The organism is Actinoplanes flavus (assembly GCF_017592555.1).
In the GTDB taxonomy this organism is placed as follows: Bacteria; Actinomycetota; Actinomycetes; order Mycobacteriales; family Micromonosporaceae; genus Actinoplanes; species Actinoplanes flavus.
In genome coordinates this window covers 196,127-209,303 of sequence record NZ_JAGFNS010000008.1, presented here as the reverse complement: position 1 = coordinate 209,303, position 13,177 = coordinate 196,127, and the positions used below count along the sequence as shown (strand labels likewise).

At 72.8% G+C, this 13,177-nt stretch carries 9 protein-coding genes; 3 read left to right on the top strand and 6 right to left on the bottom strand.

The features are described from left to right. Window positions 1–23: 23 nt before the first annotated feature. From J5X75_RS14515 to J5X75_RS14505, 3 genes are all read right to left on the bottom strand, one after another. Window positions 24–1,112: a tetratricopeptide repeat protein gene (locus J5X75_RS14515; protein WP_208467889.1), complete on the bottom strand. Its 1,089-nt coding sequence runs from the start codon at window positions 1,110–1,112 to the stop codon at window positions 24–26. A gap of 59 nt (window positions 1,113–1,171) precedes the next feature. Next, window positions 1,172–3,832, bottom strand: a complete 2,661-nt coding sequence (locus J5X75_RS14510) for a transglycosylase domain-containing protein (RefSeq protein ID WP_307798077.1) — start codon at window positions 3,830–3,832, stop codon at window positions 1,172–1,174. Window positions 3,833–4,189: 357 nt separating this feature from the next. After that, window positions 4,190–4,888, bottom strand: a complete 699-nt coding sequence (locus J5X75_RS14505) for a DUF4352 domain-containing protein (protein WP_208467887.1) — start codon at window positions 4,886–4,888, stop codon at window positions 4,190–4,192. Between the two features lie 411 nt (window positions 4,889–5,299). Here J5X75_RS14505 and J5X75_RS14500 point away from each other — a divergent pair, with 411 nt between their 5' ends. Continuing rightward, window positions 5,300–5,851, top strand: a complete 552-nt coding sequence (locus tag J5X75_RS14500; protein ID WP_208467886.1) for a phospholipase — start codon at window positions 5,300–5,302, stop codon at window positions 5,849–5,851. Between the two features lie 337 nt (window positions 5,852–6,188). Here J5X75_RS14500 and J5X75_RS14495 read toward each other — a convergent pair whose 3' ends face one another. From J5X75_RS14495 to J5X75_RS14485, 3 genes are all read right to left on the bottom strand, one after another. Further along, window positions 6,189–6,605, bottom strand: coding sequence for a hypothetical protein (locus J5X75_RS14495; protein ID WP_208467885.1), 417 nt, complete (start codon window positions 6,603–6,605; stop codon window positions 6,189–6,191). Window positions 6,606–6,838: 233 nt separating this feature from the next. Beyond that, the gene (locus tag J5X75_RS14490; RefSeq protein WP_307798076.1) at window positions 6,839–7,945 is read right to left on the bottom strand and encodes a substrate-binding domain-containing protein; all 1,107 of its coding nucleotides are present in this window, start codon (window positions 7,943–7,945) and stop codon (window positions 6,839–6,841) included. Further along, window positions 7,942–9,720, bottom strand: coding sequence for a heparinase II/III domain-containing protein (locus J5X75_RS14485; protein WP_208467884.1), 1,779 nt, complete (start codon window positions 9,718–9,720; stop codon window positions 7,942–7,944). The genes J5X75_RS14490 and J5X75_RS14485 overlap by 4 nt, the downstream gene beginning before the upstream one ends. A gap of 239 nt (window positions 9,721–9,959) precedes the next feature. Here J5X75_RS14485 and J5X75_RS14480 point away from each other — a divergent pair, with 239 nt between their 5' ends. After that, entirely contained in the window at window positions 9,960–11,801 is a 1,842-nt protein-coding gene (locus tag J5X75_RS14480; protein ID WP_307798075.1) for a DUF2264 domain-containing protein, read from the top strand. Window positions 11,802–11,803: 2 nt separating this feature from the next. Next, window positions 11,804–13,093, top strand: a complete 1,290-nt coding sequence (locus J5X75_RS14475; protein WP_208467883.1) for an ABC transporter substrate-binding protein — start codon at window positions 11,804–11,806, stop codon at window positions 13,091–13,093. The last annotated feature ends 84 nt before the right edge of the window (window positions 13,094–13,177 follow it).

Genomic DNA, 13,177 nt, shown 5'->3' with positions numbered 1-13,177 from the left:
CCGGCCGGAGGCGGATGCCGACGTCAGGCGCCCGCCCACCGCACCCGCAGCCGGAACCAGCATCGCCGGAGCAGGAAGGAGAACTCGGCGGCGAACCGGTTCCGTACCCGCAGCATGAGCAGCAGCACCGGGATCGTCGTCAGCGGCGTGGCCACCGCCCGCAGCGCGGGATCGACGACGATCAGCAGCCCGCTCAGCGTGACCGCGGCCAGCCGCAGCACCGCGAACGCGAAGGCCGGGCGCAGGAGGTTACGGCGGATGAGCGTACGGGTCGCCGCCGCCAGCCGGCGCAGCCGCCACCGCAGGAACGCCCCGGCCGCGGCCACCCCGAGCAGCACACCCACGGTCCCGGCCACCCGGTCCCGGCCGGCGGCGGCCACGACGACCCCGGCGACCAACGGCACCGTCGCCGCGTCGGTGAGCAGCCACCATGCCCGGCGGGCAGCCGACGTGGCGGTACGCAGCACGTCCGGGTCGTGCGGAGCCGCCCGCAGGGTGTCGCCGAGCAGCGCCGACGAACGCAGCGCCCGGCCCCGGTCGGCATCGACGGCGCCCAGCCGGTGCAGCGTGTCGGCGTCCTCCGGGTCCAGCGCCAGGGCCGTGCGGTAGGCCTGCCGGGCACCCCGGAAGTCGGCCATCCGCCGCAGCGCGTCGCCGGCCACCAGATGTGCGACCGGTTCGTGCGGCGCCAGCCGCCGGGCCCGTTCGGCGGCCGCCGACGCGGCCACGATCCGGGCGGTCCCACCGGCCGCGAGCAGCGCCTGCGCCAGTGTGACCTCGTTGCGGAAGTCGGACGGGTCGAGCCGCCGCGCCTCGGTGGCGGCGTCGAGGGCCGCACGGGTGCCGCCCAGTTCCAGCAGTGCCGTGGCCCGCTGGCGATGGACGGCCGGATCGGCGGGGGCCAGCACGGCCGCCTGTTCGGCGACGGCGAGCATCTGGTCGTACCGGCCGGTCCGGTGCAGGCAGTGGGCGAGCGCCCGCAGGGCTTCGACATCGTCGGGGTCCTCGGCGAGCAGCCGCCGCAACATCGGTACGGCGGCGCTCGCCCGCCCGATCTGGGCCAGGTGCAGCGCCTGGCGGATCCGGTCGGCCGGATCCGCGGGGCCACCCATCAGGACAGCCCCGCGGCCGGGCTGCGGATCGGAGCGTCCTCAGTCATGATCCGCGCAGACTACCCAGCGGACGTCGAGGTCGTCGACGGGCGGCGGGACTTCCCGCTGCCGGACGGTTTCACCGATCCGGACGGGCTCGGAGCGGATGTCGCCGAGGGCGACGGCGACGGCGACGGGGAACCCGACGGTGTGGGCTTCACCGGCGCCGTGGGCAGCGGCTCCGAGCGCACCGTGCGTTCGGGGAGGTCGAACGTCCACCCCTTGCTCTTCAGCTTCGGAATGAGCCGGGTCAGCGCCGCGACGGTCTGGTCCCGTTCTCCGCCGCCGTCGTGCACGAGGACGACCGCGCGGGGTTGCAGCTGCTTCTCGATCCGGTCGGCGATCACGTCCGCGCCGGGCAGCAGCCAGTCGTCGGGGTCGACGACCCAGCCCAGCGGGGTGTGCCCGAGGTCGGTGCCGGCCATGGCCGATCTACCCCACGACCCGAACGGCGCGCGGAAGAACGGCACGGTGACACCGGGTACGGCCGCGGCGATGGCGGCGTCGGTGCGGGCGATGTCGGCCTTCGCCGCGGACGCGGACAGTTGACCGAGATCGTCGTGTTTCCAGGAGTGGTTGCACAGCACGTGACCCTCGGCGACGATCCGGCGTACCAGATCCGGGTATTTCTGCACCTCCTCGCCGACCACGCAGAACGTCGCCCGCACCTGCTGCTCGGCGAGCAGGTCGAGCACCTGGGCCGTGTACGGCGAGGGCCCGTCGTCGAAGGTCAGCGCGAGCCGCTGGCCCTTGCCGGCGGTGCGCACGACCGGGATGCCGCGGCCCGGTTTGGTGTCGGCGTCCTTCACCCCGCCGGTGGACTTGCCGGTCTTCTTCGAGCGTCCCGCGTCGCCGACATCCGTGCGCCCGACATGGACCGGCTTCGGCAGCGCGGTCTTCGGACGGTCGTTCAGGGCGACCTGGGTGAAATCCCGCCAGAGCTGGGCCGGCATGGTCCGCCCCTCGATCGCCCTGCCCAGACGGTCGCGGATCGGCCCCGGCCGGGCCTTGCCGATCCAGACCGCCGAGGCGAGTTCGGGCGTGTAGCCGACCATCCACGCGACCTGGTTGTCGTGGGTGTCGCCCCATTGCTGCACACCGGTCTTGCCGGCCGCGGGCCGGTTCGGCACGGCGCCGTCGCCGCGCACCACGGCGCCGAGCACGGCGGACACGTCGGCGGCGGCGCTGCTGTCCAGAACCCGTTTCGAGGCGGGTACGACATTCCACACCTGACGCCCGTCGGGTGCCGAGACGTTCTCGACGAAATGCCGGTCGTGCCGGACACCGCCGGCGGCGAAGGTCGCGTACACGCTCGCCAGGTCGTCCGGAGCGACCGGGTACCGCCCGAGGGCGATGTCCGAACGGGTCTTTCCGGGCATCGGCTCGCCCTCGGCGTCCACCAGCGACCGGGTGCCCGCGTACTTTCGCTGGACGCCGAGGTCGTACGCCATCGCCCGGACCCGGTCCGCTCCGATCTTCTCGGTGACCGCGTAGAAGGGGGTGTTGAGGGATTTCACCATCGCCTGTTCCAGCGTGCAGTCGGGGCACTGCTGGTTCGCGGGGTTCTCCAACGGCACGCCGAGACGGCCGGTGAACGTACGTGGCGAGGTGCCGTCCCAGCGCGACAGGTAGCCGATGCCCTCCCGCAGCGCCGCGGCGAGCACGATCGGCTTGAACGTGGACGCCGCCGGGTACGCCGCCGAGGCGTAGTCGAAGAAGCCCCGCCCCTGGTCGCCGCCGTAGTAGGCGCGGACCCCTCCGGAACCGGGGTCGACCGCGACCAGCGCGACCTGAAGGTCCTTCGGCTGCCCCGCCAGATGGCCCGCGACCTGCGAGACCGCCGCCTCCTGGGCGACCGGATCCAGCGTGGTGACGACCGACAGGCCCTGCGTGTGCAACGCCCGCGAGGTGATGCCGTGCGCGGCCAGCTCCTGCTCGACGCGGTCGATGACCAGGCCGTTCGCCCCGGTCTCGCGGGGCGCGACCGGGCTCACCACGGGATATTCGGGTACGGCGTCGAGCCAGCCCAGATCACGCTCCGACTCGATCACCCAGTTCCAGCGGGCCCGCGCCGCCTGGCTGTCGTTCGCCGGATCGAGCTGGTAGGGATCCCGGATCACCGCGGCCAGCACCGCACCCTGCGCGGCGGTGAGCCGTTCCGGGGCGACCCCGAAGTAGGCGTAGGCGGCCGCCGCGATCCCGTACGCGCCGCGACCGTAGTAGATGGTGTTGAGGTACCGCTCGAGGATCTCGTCCTTGGAGTACTCGCGCTCCAGCTGGACGGCGAGCGCGAACTCCTTGCCCTTGCGCTCCACCGACACCTCCTGGGTCAGGAACGCGTTGCGGGCGTACTGCTGGGTGATGGTCGACGCGCCCTGCCGGCCGCCGCTCACGTTGGCGACGACGGCGCGCAGCACCCCGCGGACCGAGACGCCGTGGTGGTCGTAGAAGTCGCGGTCCTCGGCGGCGAGCACCGCGTGCCGGACCTCCTCGGGCACCGCCGACAGTGGCACGTCATTGCGGTTGGTGGTCCCGACCCGGGCCAGGATGGTGCGGCCGTCGCGGTAGTACAGCGTCGACGCCTGCGGCTCGGATGGTTCGGTGGGCAGCGGCACCGACCGTACGTACGCCTCAGCGGCTCCGGCCGTCGTGGCACAGCAGACAACCGCAGCGATGGCCACCCTCGTCACTATCCGTCGCCATCTGCTTCCCCCGCGCGCAGTTTGTACATTTTCCACGCCCACTGGACGCGGCCCGGACCATGATCCGTGGTACCGATTTATCGACTACTTTGCGTACATGAATCGCCACATTTGCATTTACCGCGAGTGACCTGGCGTTTCGTGGAGGTTGCCTGATCGGGCTATGAATCTTGTCTCTTTCCGGCCCGCGATCGCGAACGGCCGACATGTACAGAGCGTGAAGGGGCCGGCACGTTGCCGCCCGGTTCGGCGATGCCCACGCTGACTACGCAGCGTGCGCGCGGCGCGGCGCGGCGCAGCCCGGCCGACGAGATCGCCGGTGTGCCGATTCGTGGTTCACGGGATCCGCCAGGAACCGACGGTGTCCGCCCCCAATCCGCCGGGTGCCCACTCGACGGTGCCGGACTTCATCCCCGTGTCGAACGCGATCTTTCCCGCGCGCTTCTGGCCGGACCGCAGATCCGCGGCGGCGAGGGCCGGATCGTCGCATCCGGAGAACGCCGCCGACAGCGCGTTCGCGCTCGTCCCGTCTTCGGCGACGAACGTGAAATCCAGCGGGTTGACCGAGCCGCGGCCTCTCGACTGGGTGACCAGGACGTCCACCACCACGTACAGGCCCTGCTCCGGGTCGACGTCGAGACTGTTGCAGCCCTGACGGTACGTCTTCACCGACCGCGCCACCGCTGTGACGACGTCCCCACCGTCCCGGTGGGTGATCACCGAACCCACCGGAATCCCGAACGTCTCCGCCGGCGTGCCGGTGGCGCTCTCCTCTCGGCCCGGTCCGGCCTGCAACGCCTCCGCGGTGCCGGCACGTGTCGCCTGTGTGGACGCGGTGGTGGCTTCACCGGTGCCGGTGTCGTCCGTCAGCGCCACCAGCCCGACCGTCACCACCGCGGCGACACCGGCGAGCAGCAGCGCGGCCCGGCGCCCACCCGACGGTCTGCCCGCCCCGGGGCCCGCCGGGAACCCCGGCTGAGGCGGCATCGGATAGCCCTGCGTGGGCGGCGGCTGGTACGGGGGTGGGTAGCTCATGCGGATGCTCCACGGACCGGGCCTGCTGGACTGGGTCGGCGGCCGGACTCCCGGTCCCAGACGCCCGGCCGCACCCGTCCAACCCGCCGCCGGACATGCCCGCGATGGGCTGATCCGGTCGCAACGAACGACGAACGGCTGAGCAATGCCCCGCCCGGGTGAATCGGAGCCCTCGCCCGCGACGGATGAGGGAACCCGCTGCTCACGTCGCTCCGCGACCGGGATGCGGGCCGTGCCGGGATCGCCTGTTTTCCCGGGGATCGACGAACTGAAATATTGCCATGGCATTTCGGCCAGGTCGGGCGCCCAAACTTAGTGATCGTTCGGGTGACTCGCGAGTAACCCCACCGTCGCCCGAGCGCCCACCGGCAGCCCCTCTCCACCGAGACGGGCCGTTCGAAGGAGCACCGGATGCCATCACACACCGGCCTCGCGCCCACCCGGCGCGCCACCGTCCGAACACTGGTCGTCGCGGCCTTCGCCGCCCTGACCGTACTCATCGGCTCCGGCCCGGCGTTCGCCGTGACCCCCGCCGAGAAGCTGGCCGCCCTCTCGTCGTTCACCCAGACCAGCGCCTCCAGCTACACCAGCTGGAACGCCGCCCGGCAGAACCAGGGCGCCTGGTCGGCGTACGCCTTCGACTGGAGCACCGACTACTGCTCCGCCAGCCCGGACAATCCGCTCGGCTTCGACTTCAAGCTCTCCTGCTGGCGCCACGACTTCGGCTACCGCAACTACAAGGCGGTGGGCGCCTTCAGTGCCAACAAGAGCCGCATCGACTCCATGTTCTACGCGGACCTCAAACGCAAGTGCGCCACCTACTCGGCGGTCGTCCGGCCGGCCTGCTACAGCCTGGCCTGGACCTACTACGAAGCCGTCTCGATCTTCGGCTCCCTCGCCGCGGTGACCGAGGAGGACCTGGCGGCGGCGGCCGAACTGAAGGCCGCGGCGACCGCCCGCTGAGCAGGGAGCCGCCGGGGCGGGGGAGTCCTCCCCTCTCCCCGGCGGCTCCTCCCGGCGTGTCCCGCGAAACCGCAGGGGCCTCTGGCGACCCGGCCCGCGCCCCGTCACCGCCGGGTGTCCACGAGGTCTCCGGCGCCGCTCGGTCGCGATTCGGCGTGACCGGCTCGGAACGGGCGGTGCCGGCGTCAGCGGGCGTCGCGGGTGGCGCGGGGCGGTGCCGGCGTCAGCGGGCGTTGCGGGTGGCGCGGGGCGGCGCTGGCGTCAGCGGGCGTTGCGGGTGGCGCGGGGCGGCGCCGGCGTCAGCGGGCGTTGCGGGTGGCGCGGGGCGGTGCCGGCGTCAGCGGGCGTTGCGGGTGGCGCGGCGGCGGCGCAGGTGGCGAAGCAGCCGGACCAGGTTGGCCACGGCGCCGGCCAGGAACAGGCCGCCGATGACGCGTATCCACAGTGGGTGGTCCGGGTCGAGGAGCGCGATCAGCCCGACGAGGAACATCACGGCCGGACGCCAGCGGTCGGCGGAGTCCTCCGTGGCGGCCTGGCTGAACGGGTCGCGGCCGATGGCGGCGCGGGCGGCGTCCCGCAGGCGGATCCGGCTGAACTCGCCGTCGCGGGCCGCGGCGGCGGTCTCCTCCAGGACCGGCCGCAGGCGGTCGAGCTCGTCGGCGGTGAGCACGGCCTCCAGCGGCCGGGGCCCGGCCTCGAGGACGACCAGGGTCGCCCGGCCGAGCGGCGCCGAACGCCAGTGGCCGGCGTTCATCGAACCTCCACGGCAAGACGGCCGATCACGCGGCTCGCGCCCGGCGCTGAGCACGCCGGCCGCTTCGACTGCCCCCACGCGAGGACGGCGCAGGCCCGGGGCATCGGGTTCGAGCGGCGCGTCGACAAGATCTTCACCAGAGCAAGGCTAGGCAACGGGCGCCATCGCGGGAGCGGCTCCGCATTCGTCGTAGTGGCGAACCCGTCGCGGAGCGGCGCAGCGGGCCTCTCCGGCTACCTGACTGCCGGGCGGTGGAGGGCGGCGACCGAGTCGCGGACGCGGAGGGAAGGGCTGATCATGACGCGGTGGACCGGGCGGCGCGGGTCGGCGAGCCGGTCGGCGGCCAGGCGGACGGCGGCCGCGCCGATCGATCCCCGGGGTGGTCGGACGGCGGTCAGGGCCGGGCTGAACAGGCCGGCCACCTCGTCGTCGTAGGCGATCACGGACAGGTCGCCGGGAACGGACAGGTGGCGTTCCTCGCAGCGTTCCACCAGGGCGATCGCCTCGGCGTCGGCGTGCACCAGCAGGGCGGTGGTGCCGGTTTCCAGGCAGCGGTCGATCACCCGGTCCAGGGCCGCGCGGCAGTCCGGGGACTGGGCGTCGGGGACCAGCATGTCGACCGTCCCGGTGACGTCGAGGCCGCAGTCGTCGGCGGCCTCCAGCCAGCCTCGGCGCACATGGGGGCGGGTGGGGCTGGGTTCGGCCAGGACCACGCCCACCTTCTCGTGGCCGAGGCCGGTCAGGTGCCGCACGGCCATGCCGGCGCCCTGCGCGTGGTCGGTGACGACCGATTCGAGGAAGGCGTGGTGCGGCCCGGCGTGGGCGGTGCGTTCCAGCAGGACGACCGGAAGACCGGTCCCGGCCAGCCACTCGATGGTGAGCCGGGCGGTCGGCACGTCCATCCGCGGTGCCACGATCAGCGCGTCGACGCCCTGGTCGACCAGCCGGTTGAGCTGGGGGCGGTCGTCCTCGGTCTGGTACGACGAGCCGCGCAGCACGATCTTCAGGTCCAGCTCGCGGGCGGCGCCCTCGGCGCCGCGGGCCACGTGCGGCCAGTAGTAGTCGAGCGAGGGCACCAGCATGCCGACGCTGCCGCCGGACGGGCTGTCCAGCTCCGGGTCGCGCGTGTCGTCGGCGGTGGGCAGGGCGACACCGCCGTGCACTCGCCGGACCAGGCCCTCGGAGGCGAGTTGGGCGATGTCGCGGCGGATCGTGACGGTGGAGGCGCCGAGAGCGTCGGTGAGGTCGGAGACGCGCAGCACGCCGTCGCGCTGCAACTGCTCCAGCAGCCGTGCCCGCCGGGCCACCTGTAGTGGCCCGCGCTTGTCTGAAGTGCTCACCGCGTCTCCTTGACGGTCAGTTCGAGGGTACCGACGGGGCCGAGCGCGGTGACGTCTATGTCCAGGCGTGTCAGCCGCTCGCCCCACACGCCGGACAGCATCGGGTCGTCCAGCTCCCGCACGACGACCGTGCACGGCGGCACGGTCCGGGTGCCTTCGTGATGCCGGTTCGCGGCCGGTGACCAGGTGACGACCACGCCGCCGGCCTCGGCGCGACCCGGCGACACGGTCACGTCTCCGGCCACCACCAGGTGGATCACGGTGGGATCGGCGGGGCCGGGGGCCAGATCCCAGGAGTCCCGGATGGTGACGGCGCCGGTCGCGCGGTCCAGCCGGGCGACCCGGATCCAGGAGCGGATGTCGTCGCGGGGGTAGGCGGCGGCGAGGTCCATGGTGAGCGTCGCGTCGCCGGCGAGCAGGGCCCGTGCGGCGAACCTTCGGCCGGGCGCCTGTTCCGTACCCCGGATGGTGGGTGTGTTGTGCCAGCTGGAGCGCATGGTCCAGATCTCGTAGCGGTGCGGGCCGAAGGTCTGCGCGGTGTAGGTGGGCCGGCCCGGGTCGACCAGCACGGGCTGCCCGTCGCGGGCCACGATGAAGCTGCCGACGTCGTTGTGGTTGTGGTTCTCGTCGTTGTGGCCACCCTTGACGGCGAGCGTGAGCCCGGCGGAGCCGCCCGCCTCGGGCCGGGCGAGCAGCACCTGTGTGGACGGGAACCAGACGTCGCGGGGCAGTGGCGACCGGCCGGGCCGGACCGCCGCCCAGTCGCGGTCGGTGAGCGCGAGCAGGAGATAGCCGAGTCCCGGGCCCTCGTGGGCGACCGGCTCGCCGGGTCGCCGATGCGCGGCCGCGTGCGCCTCGGCCTCCGCGTCGCCGTGGCGGCGGGCCAGCCGGTGCAGGACGTGCCACGGTTGCTCGTACGACGGGCGGGCCGGACCGTCGGCGTGGTTCACATACCACGGCCCGCCCAGGTGGACGCGGTGCGGGAAGGCGACCGCGGCGGGTTTCTCGGTGGTGGCGCCGAGCATCTCCAGGGCCTCCAGGTAGCGGCAGGCCCCATACCACCAGTAGTGGACGCCCTCGTCGATGGCACCGTCGCTGGGCAGCGCGGCGCCGAACCGGTCGAGGCCCTCGCCGATCAGGCCGATCAGCCGTTGCCGCCGGGCCGGGTCGTCGACCAGGACGAGCGTGGCGATCAGGACGTTGCTGTGGATCCACGGGTTCCAGTTGTGCACGTGGCCGTCGAGGCCCAGCCAGTGCCAGTTGCGCCGCTCGGTGAACGGGGTGAGGACGCGGCGGTCCACCTCGTGCCGGATGCGGGTGCGCAGGCCGGGCACGTGCTCGTCGAGCCGGCCGCCGAGGACGTGGTCGATCCAGGCGAGGTCGGCGGCGACCTCGCCGGCGCCCAGGTCGACGCAGGGGTCGGTGACGACCGGCAGGACCGAGCCGTGCCGGGTGTGCATGTCGTCGTGGCCGGGCCAGCACCAGGTGCTCTGCTCGCAGAACAGGATGACGCCGTCGGTGACCTCGTCCAGCCACACCGGATCGAGGGTGACGGCGGCCAGGGCGGTGGCGCGGGCGAGTCGCTCGTGCCGGGCCCAGACGGCCTGCTCGTAGGTGTCGCGGTCGCCGTCGCGGTAGAACCGGGCGAAGTCGTGGGCCAGGGGAGTGGGCCACGGCGTGCCGAGAGTGGCCCGGGCGCGTTCGGTGAGCGCCTGGAGTGTGGCGTCGTCCGCCGCCGTCCAGGCGTCACGGTCGTTGGCTGACGGAACGCGCATCTGACCTCCCCTGTGATCGAACGCGATCGTATCAGATCACTTCGGCCGCCCGGTGACGGCGATTTCGCGGCCCCTGTGGACGACCGTCGCCTCAGGGGGCGGAGTTCTGCCAGGTCGGAGGGGCAGGCGATCACTTTTGGCGATCGGTGAGCGAAGAACTCATTGACATGCTCGTTTGTGAGCGTTTTACTTCCCGGAAACCGATCACAGGTTCCGTCCGACCGACTTCGGAGCGTGACGTGCCACCCTCGACCGCTGCCCTCGTGACCCGTTCCGACTGGACCGGGTACGCCGACCGCCTTCTCGCCGCCGCCTCCCGGCACGCCTCGCCGGGCCACGCGCTGATCACGCTGCCCGGAGCCGAGGGCGGCTACGGCCGCGCGATCGACGGCCTGGAGGGGTTCGCCCGCACCTTCCTGCTGGCCGGGTTCCGCCTGGCCGGGGAGAACGGCCGCGGGCTCGGCGACCTGGCCGAGCGCTATGCCGCCGGCCTGGCCGCCGGGACGGATCCGGCCGCGCCCGCGACCGAGCGATGGGTCCGCCTGGAGGAACACGGCCAGGCCAAGGTGGAGGCCGCCTCGATCGCCCTGATCCTGGACATGACCCGCCCCTGGATCTGGGACCGGCTGGACGGCGCCGTCCAGGAGCGGATCGTGGACTACCTGTCACCCGCGGTCGGTGACGACACCTATCCGCGGATCAACTGGGTGTGGTTCCGCCTGGTCGTCCAGACGTTCCTGCGGTCGGTCGGCGGGCCGCACTCGACGGCCGAGATGGAGGAGGACCTCGCCACCCACGACACGTTCCGGCGCGCCGACGGCTGGCTGTCCGACGGGTCGTCGCGGGCGTTCGACCACTACACCGGCTGGGCGCTGCACCTCTACCCGGTGCTGTGGTCGCGGATGGCCGGCGTCGACGGTCCACGCCCGCAGGACGTGGCCCGTCTCGACCGGTTCCTCACCGACGCGCTCGCGCTGATCGGCGGGGACGGCTCGCCGCTGGTGCAGGGGCGCAGCCTGATCTACCGGTTCGCGGCCGCCGCCCCGTTCTGGGCCGGCGTGCTGGCCGGAGTGCCGTCGCACGGGCCGGGCCGGTTGCGGCACGCCGCCGGGCGGGTCGTCGGTCATTTCACCGGTGACGGCGACCTGCTCACCCTCGGCTGGCGCCGGCCGTGGCCCCGGCTGGCCCAGTCGTACTCCGGGCCCGGCTCGCCGTACTGGGCGAGCAAGGGCCTGCTCGGCGTCGCCCTCCCGGCCGACCATCCGGTGTGGGCCGCGCCCGCGGAGCCGCTGCCGATCGACACCGGCGACGTCCTGCACGCCGTCCGCGCCCCGGGCTGGCTGATCGCCGGCACCCGCGCCGACGGCATCGTCCGCGTCGTCAACCACGGCACCGACCACGGCGAGCCGGGCGTGCCCGGCGGCGACTCACCGCTGTACGCGCGGCTCGGCTACTCCACGGCCACCGCCCCGGTGCTCGACGAGAGCGGCTGGACCGACCCGGAGGACCAGTCGGTCGTCCTGGCCGACCCGGCCGGGCGCCGTTCGCACCGCACCGGCATGCGCCCGCTCGGCGTACGCGTGGAAGAGGGCCTGGGGGTTGCCGGGTCGGTCGCCGAGGCGCACTGGCTGGATCCGGATCCGCCCGGCCGCGACCACGGCGGCGGCCGTCCCGGCAAGCTGCGCCGGGCCGGCCGGATCACGACGTTCTCCCTGGTCCGTGGGCCGTGGGAGATCCGGCTCGTCCGCGTGGACGACGCGGAGCCGGCGGCCGTGCGGCTGCGGATCGGCGGCTGGCCGGTCACCGGCGGCACCCTGATCTCCCGGCTCACCCCACTGACCGGCGGCGACGTGACCGCCGGCATCAGCGAGCACCACGACGCCGGGCCGCTCGGTGACCCGGTCCGGGTGCCGTGGCTCGACCTCCCGGTCCCCGGACCGGGCACCTGGATCGCCGTCCTGGTCGAGCTCAGCGGCGAGCGGCACGAGACCACCTGCCGCGTCGAGATCCACGGAAAACAGGTGCGGGCCGTCTGGCCCGACGCCGTCCTCACACACACCCGTATCGACATAGAGGAGTAGGAATGAAGCGCTCCCTCGCCGCCCTCACTGCGCTCCTGCTGGCCCTCTCCGCCTCCGCGTGCAGCGGAGACGACCCCGAGGAGTCCGGCCCGGTCACCCTCACCCTGGCCGGCTGGAGCCTGGCCACGACCCCGGAGTTCAAGACCCTCGCCGACGGCTTCCGCGCCGCCCACCCGGACATCGCCGTCGAGCTCAAGGAGTACGACGCCAGCAACTACGACACCCAGATGATCGCGGACCTGGCCGCCGGCAAGGCACCCGACATCTACGTCCAGAAGAACCTGAAGAACTTCTACACCTACCAGAACGGCAAGCAGTTGCTGGACGTGTCCGACGTGGCCGGCAAGCTCGGCGCGGGCGTCGGCGGGCTCAGCTCCTACCAGGTCGACGGCAAGACGTGGGCCATCCCGTACCGGCAGGACTCGTGGGTGCTGTTCTACAACAAGGCGCTGTTCGACAAGGCCGGCGTCGAACACCCGGACGGCTCCTGGACGTGGGACGACTACGGGACCGTGGCCAGGGAGCTGACCACCAAGCTCAAAGCGGCCGGTGACAAGGCGCTCGGCGCCTACCAGCACACCTGGCAGTCCACCTCACAGGGCTTCGCGCTGGCCCAGACCGCCGGCGCCGACCTGCAGAGCGGCGACTTCGGGTTCCTCAAGCCCTACTACGAGAAGGCCCTCGCCCTCCAGGCCGCCGGAGCACAGGTCAGCTTCGGCGACGCCACCACCAACAGCCTCACCTACCAGGCCCAGTTCGGTAAGCAGTCGGCGGCCATGATGCCGATGGGCACCTGGTACATCGCCACCCTGCTCAGCCAGCAGGCCAAGGGCGACGCCGACACCTTCGAGTGGGGCATCGCCCCGGCCCCGCAGGCCACGAAGTCGACCACCGGCACCTCGGCCACCCCGGTCACCTTCGCCGACCCGACCGGCCTCGGCATCAACCCGAAGATCAGCGAACGCAAGATCGAGGCGGCCAAGAGCTTCCTGGCCTACGCGGCGTCGGCCGACGCGGCCAAGGCGCTCGCCGGGATCGGTGTCACCCCCGCCGACACGGCCACCGCCGCCGACACCATCTTCACGCTCAAGGGCGCGCCCACCGACGACCTGTCGAAGTTCACCTTCACCCGCCACGACACCAAGCCGGAGAACCCGGTCTCCAAATACACGGCGCCGCTGCAGAACATCCTCAAGGACCTGCACACCGCCGTGCTGTCCGGCAGCAAGCCGATCGACGCGGCCATCACCGAGGCACAGGACCGGGCCAAGAACGAGGTCCTGAGCAAGTGACCCTCCCGTGGGGGCGGGCCCCCCCCCCCGGCCCCCCCCCCCCCCCCGGCGCCGCCACAGGAAGACGAAAGCCGAAACCCGCCC

Excerpts from the sequence above, each read along its gene's own strand:
- J5X75_RS14485 (WP_208467884.1), bottom strand. The coding sequence starts at position 9,720 with ATGCGCGTTCCGTCAGCCAACGACCGTGACGCCTGGACGGCGGCGGAC.
- J5X75_RS14475 (WP_208467883.1), top strand. The coding sequence starts at position 11,804 with ATGAAGCGCTCCCTCGCCGCCCTCACTGCGCTCCTGCTGGCCCTCTCC.
- J5X75_RS14505 (WP_208467887.1), bottom strand. The coding sequence starts at position 4,888 with ATGAGCTACCCACCCCCGTACCAGCCGCCGCCCACGCAGGGCTATCCG.
- J5X75_RS14500 (WP_208467886.1), top strand. The coding sequence starts at position 5,300 with ATGCCATCACACACCGGCCTCGCGCCCACCCGGCGCGCCACCGTCCGA.
- J5X75_RS14495 (WP_208467885.1), bottom strand. The coding sequence starts at position 6,605 with ATGAACGCCGGCCACTGGCGTTCGGCGCCGCTCGGCCGGGCGACCCTG.
- J5X75_RS14515 (WP_208467889.1), bottom strand. The coding sequence starts at position 1,112 with ATGGGTGGCCCCGCGGATCCGGCCGACCGGATCCGCCAGGCGCTGCAC.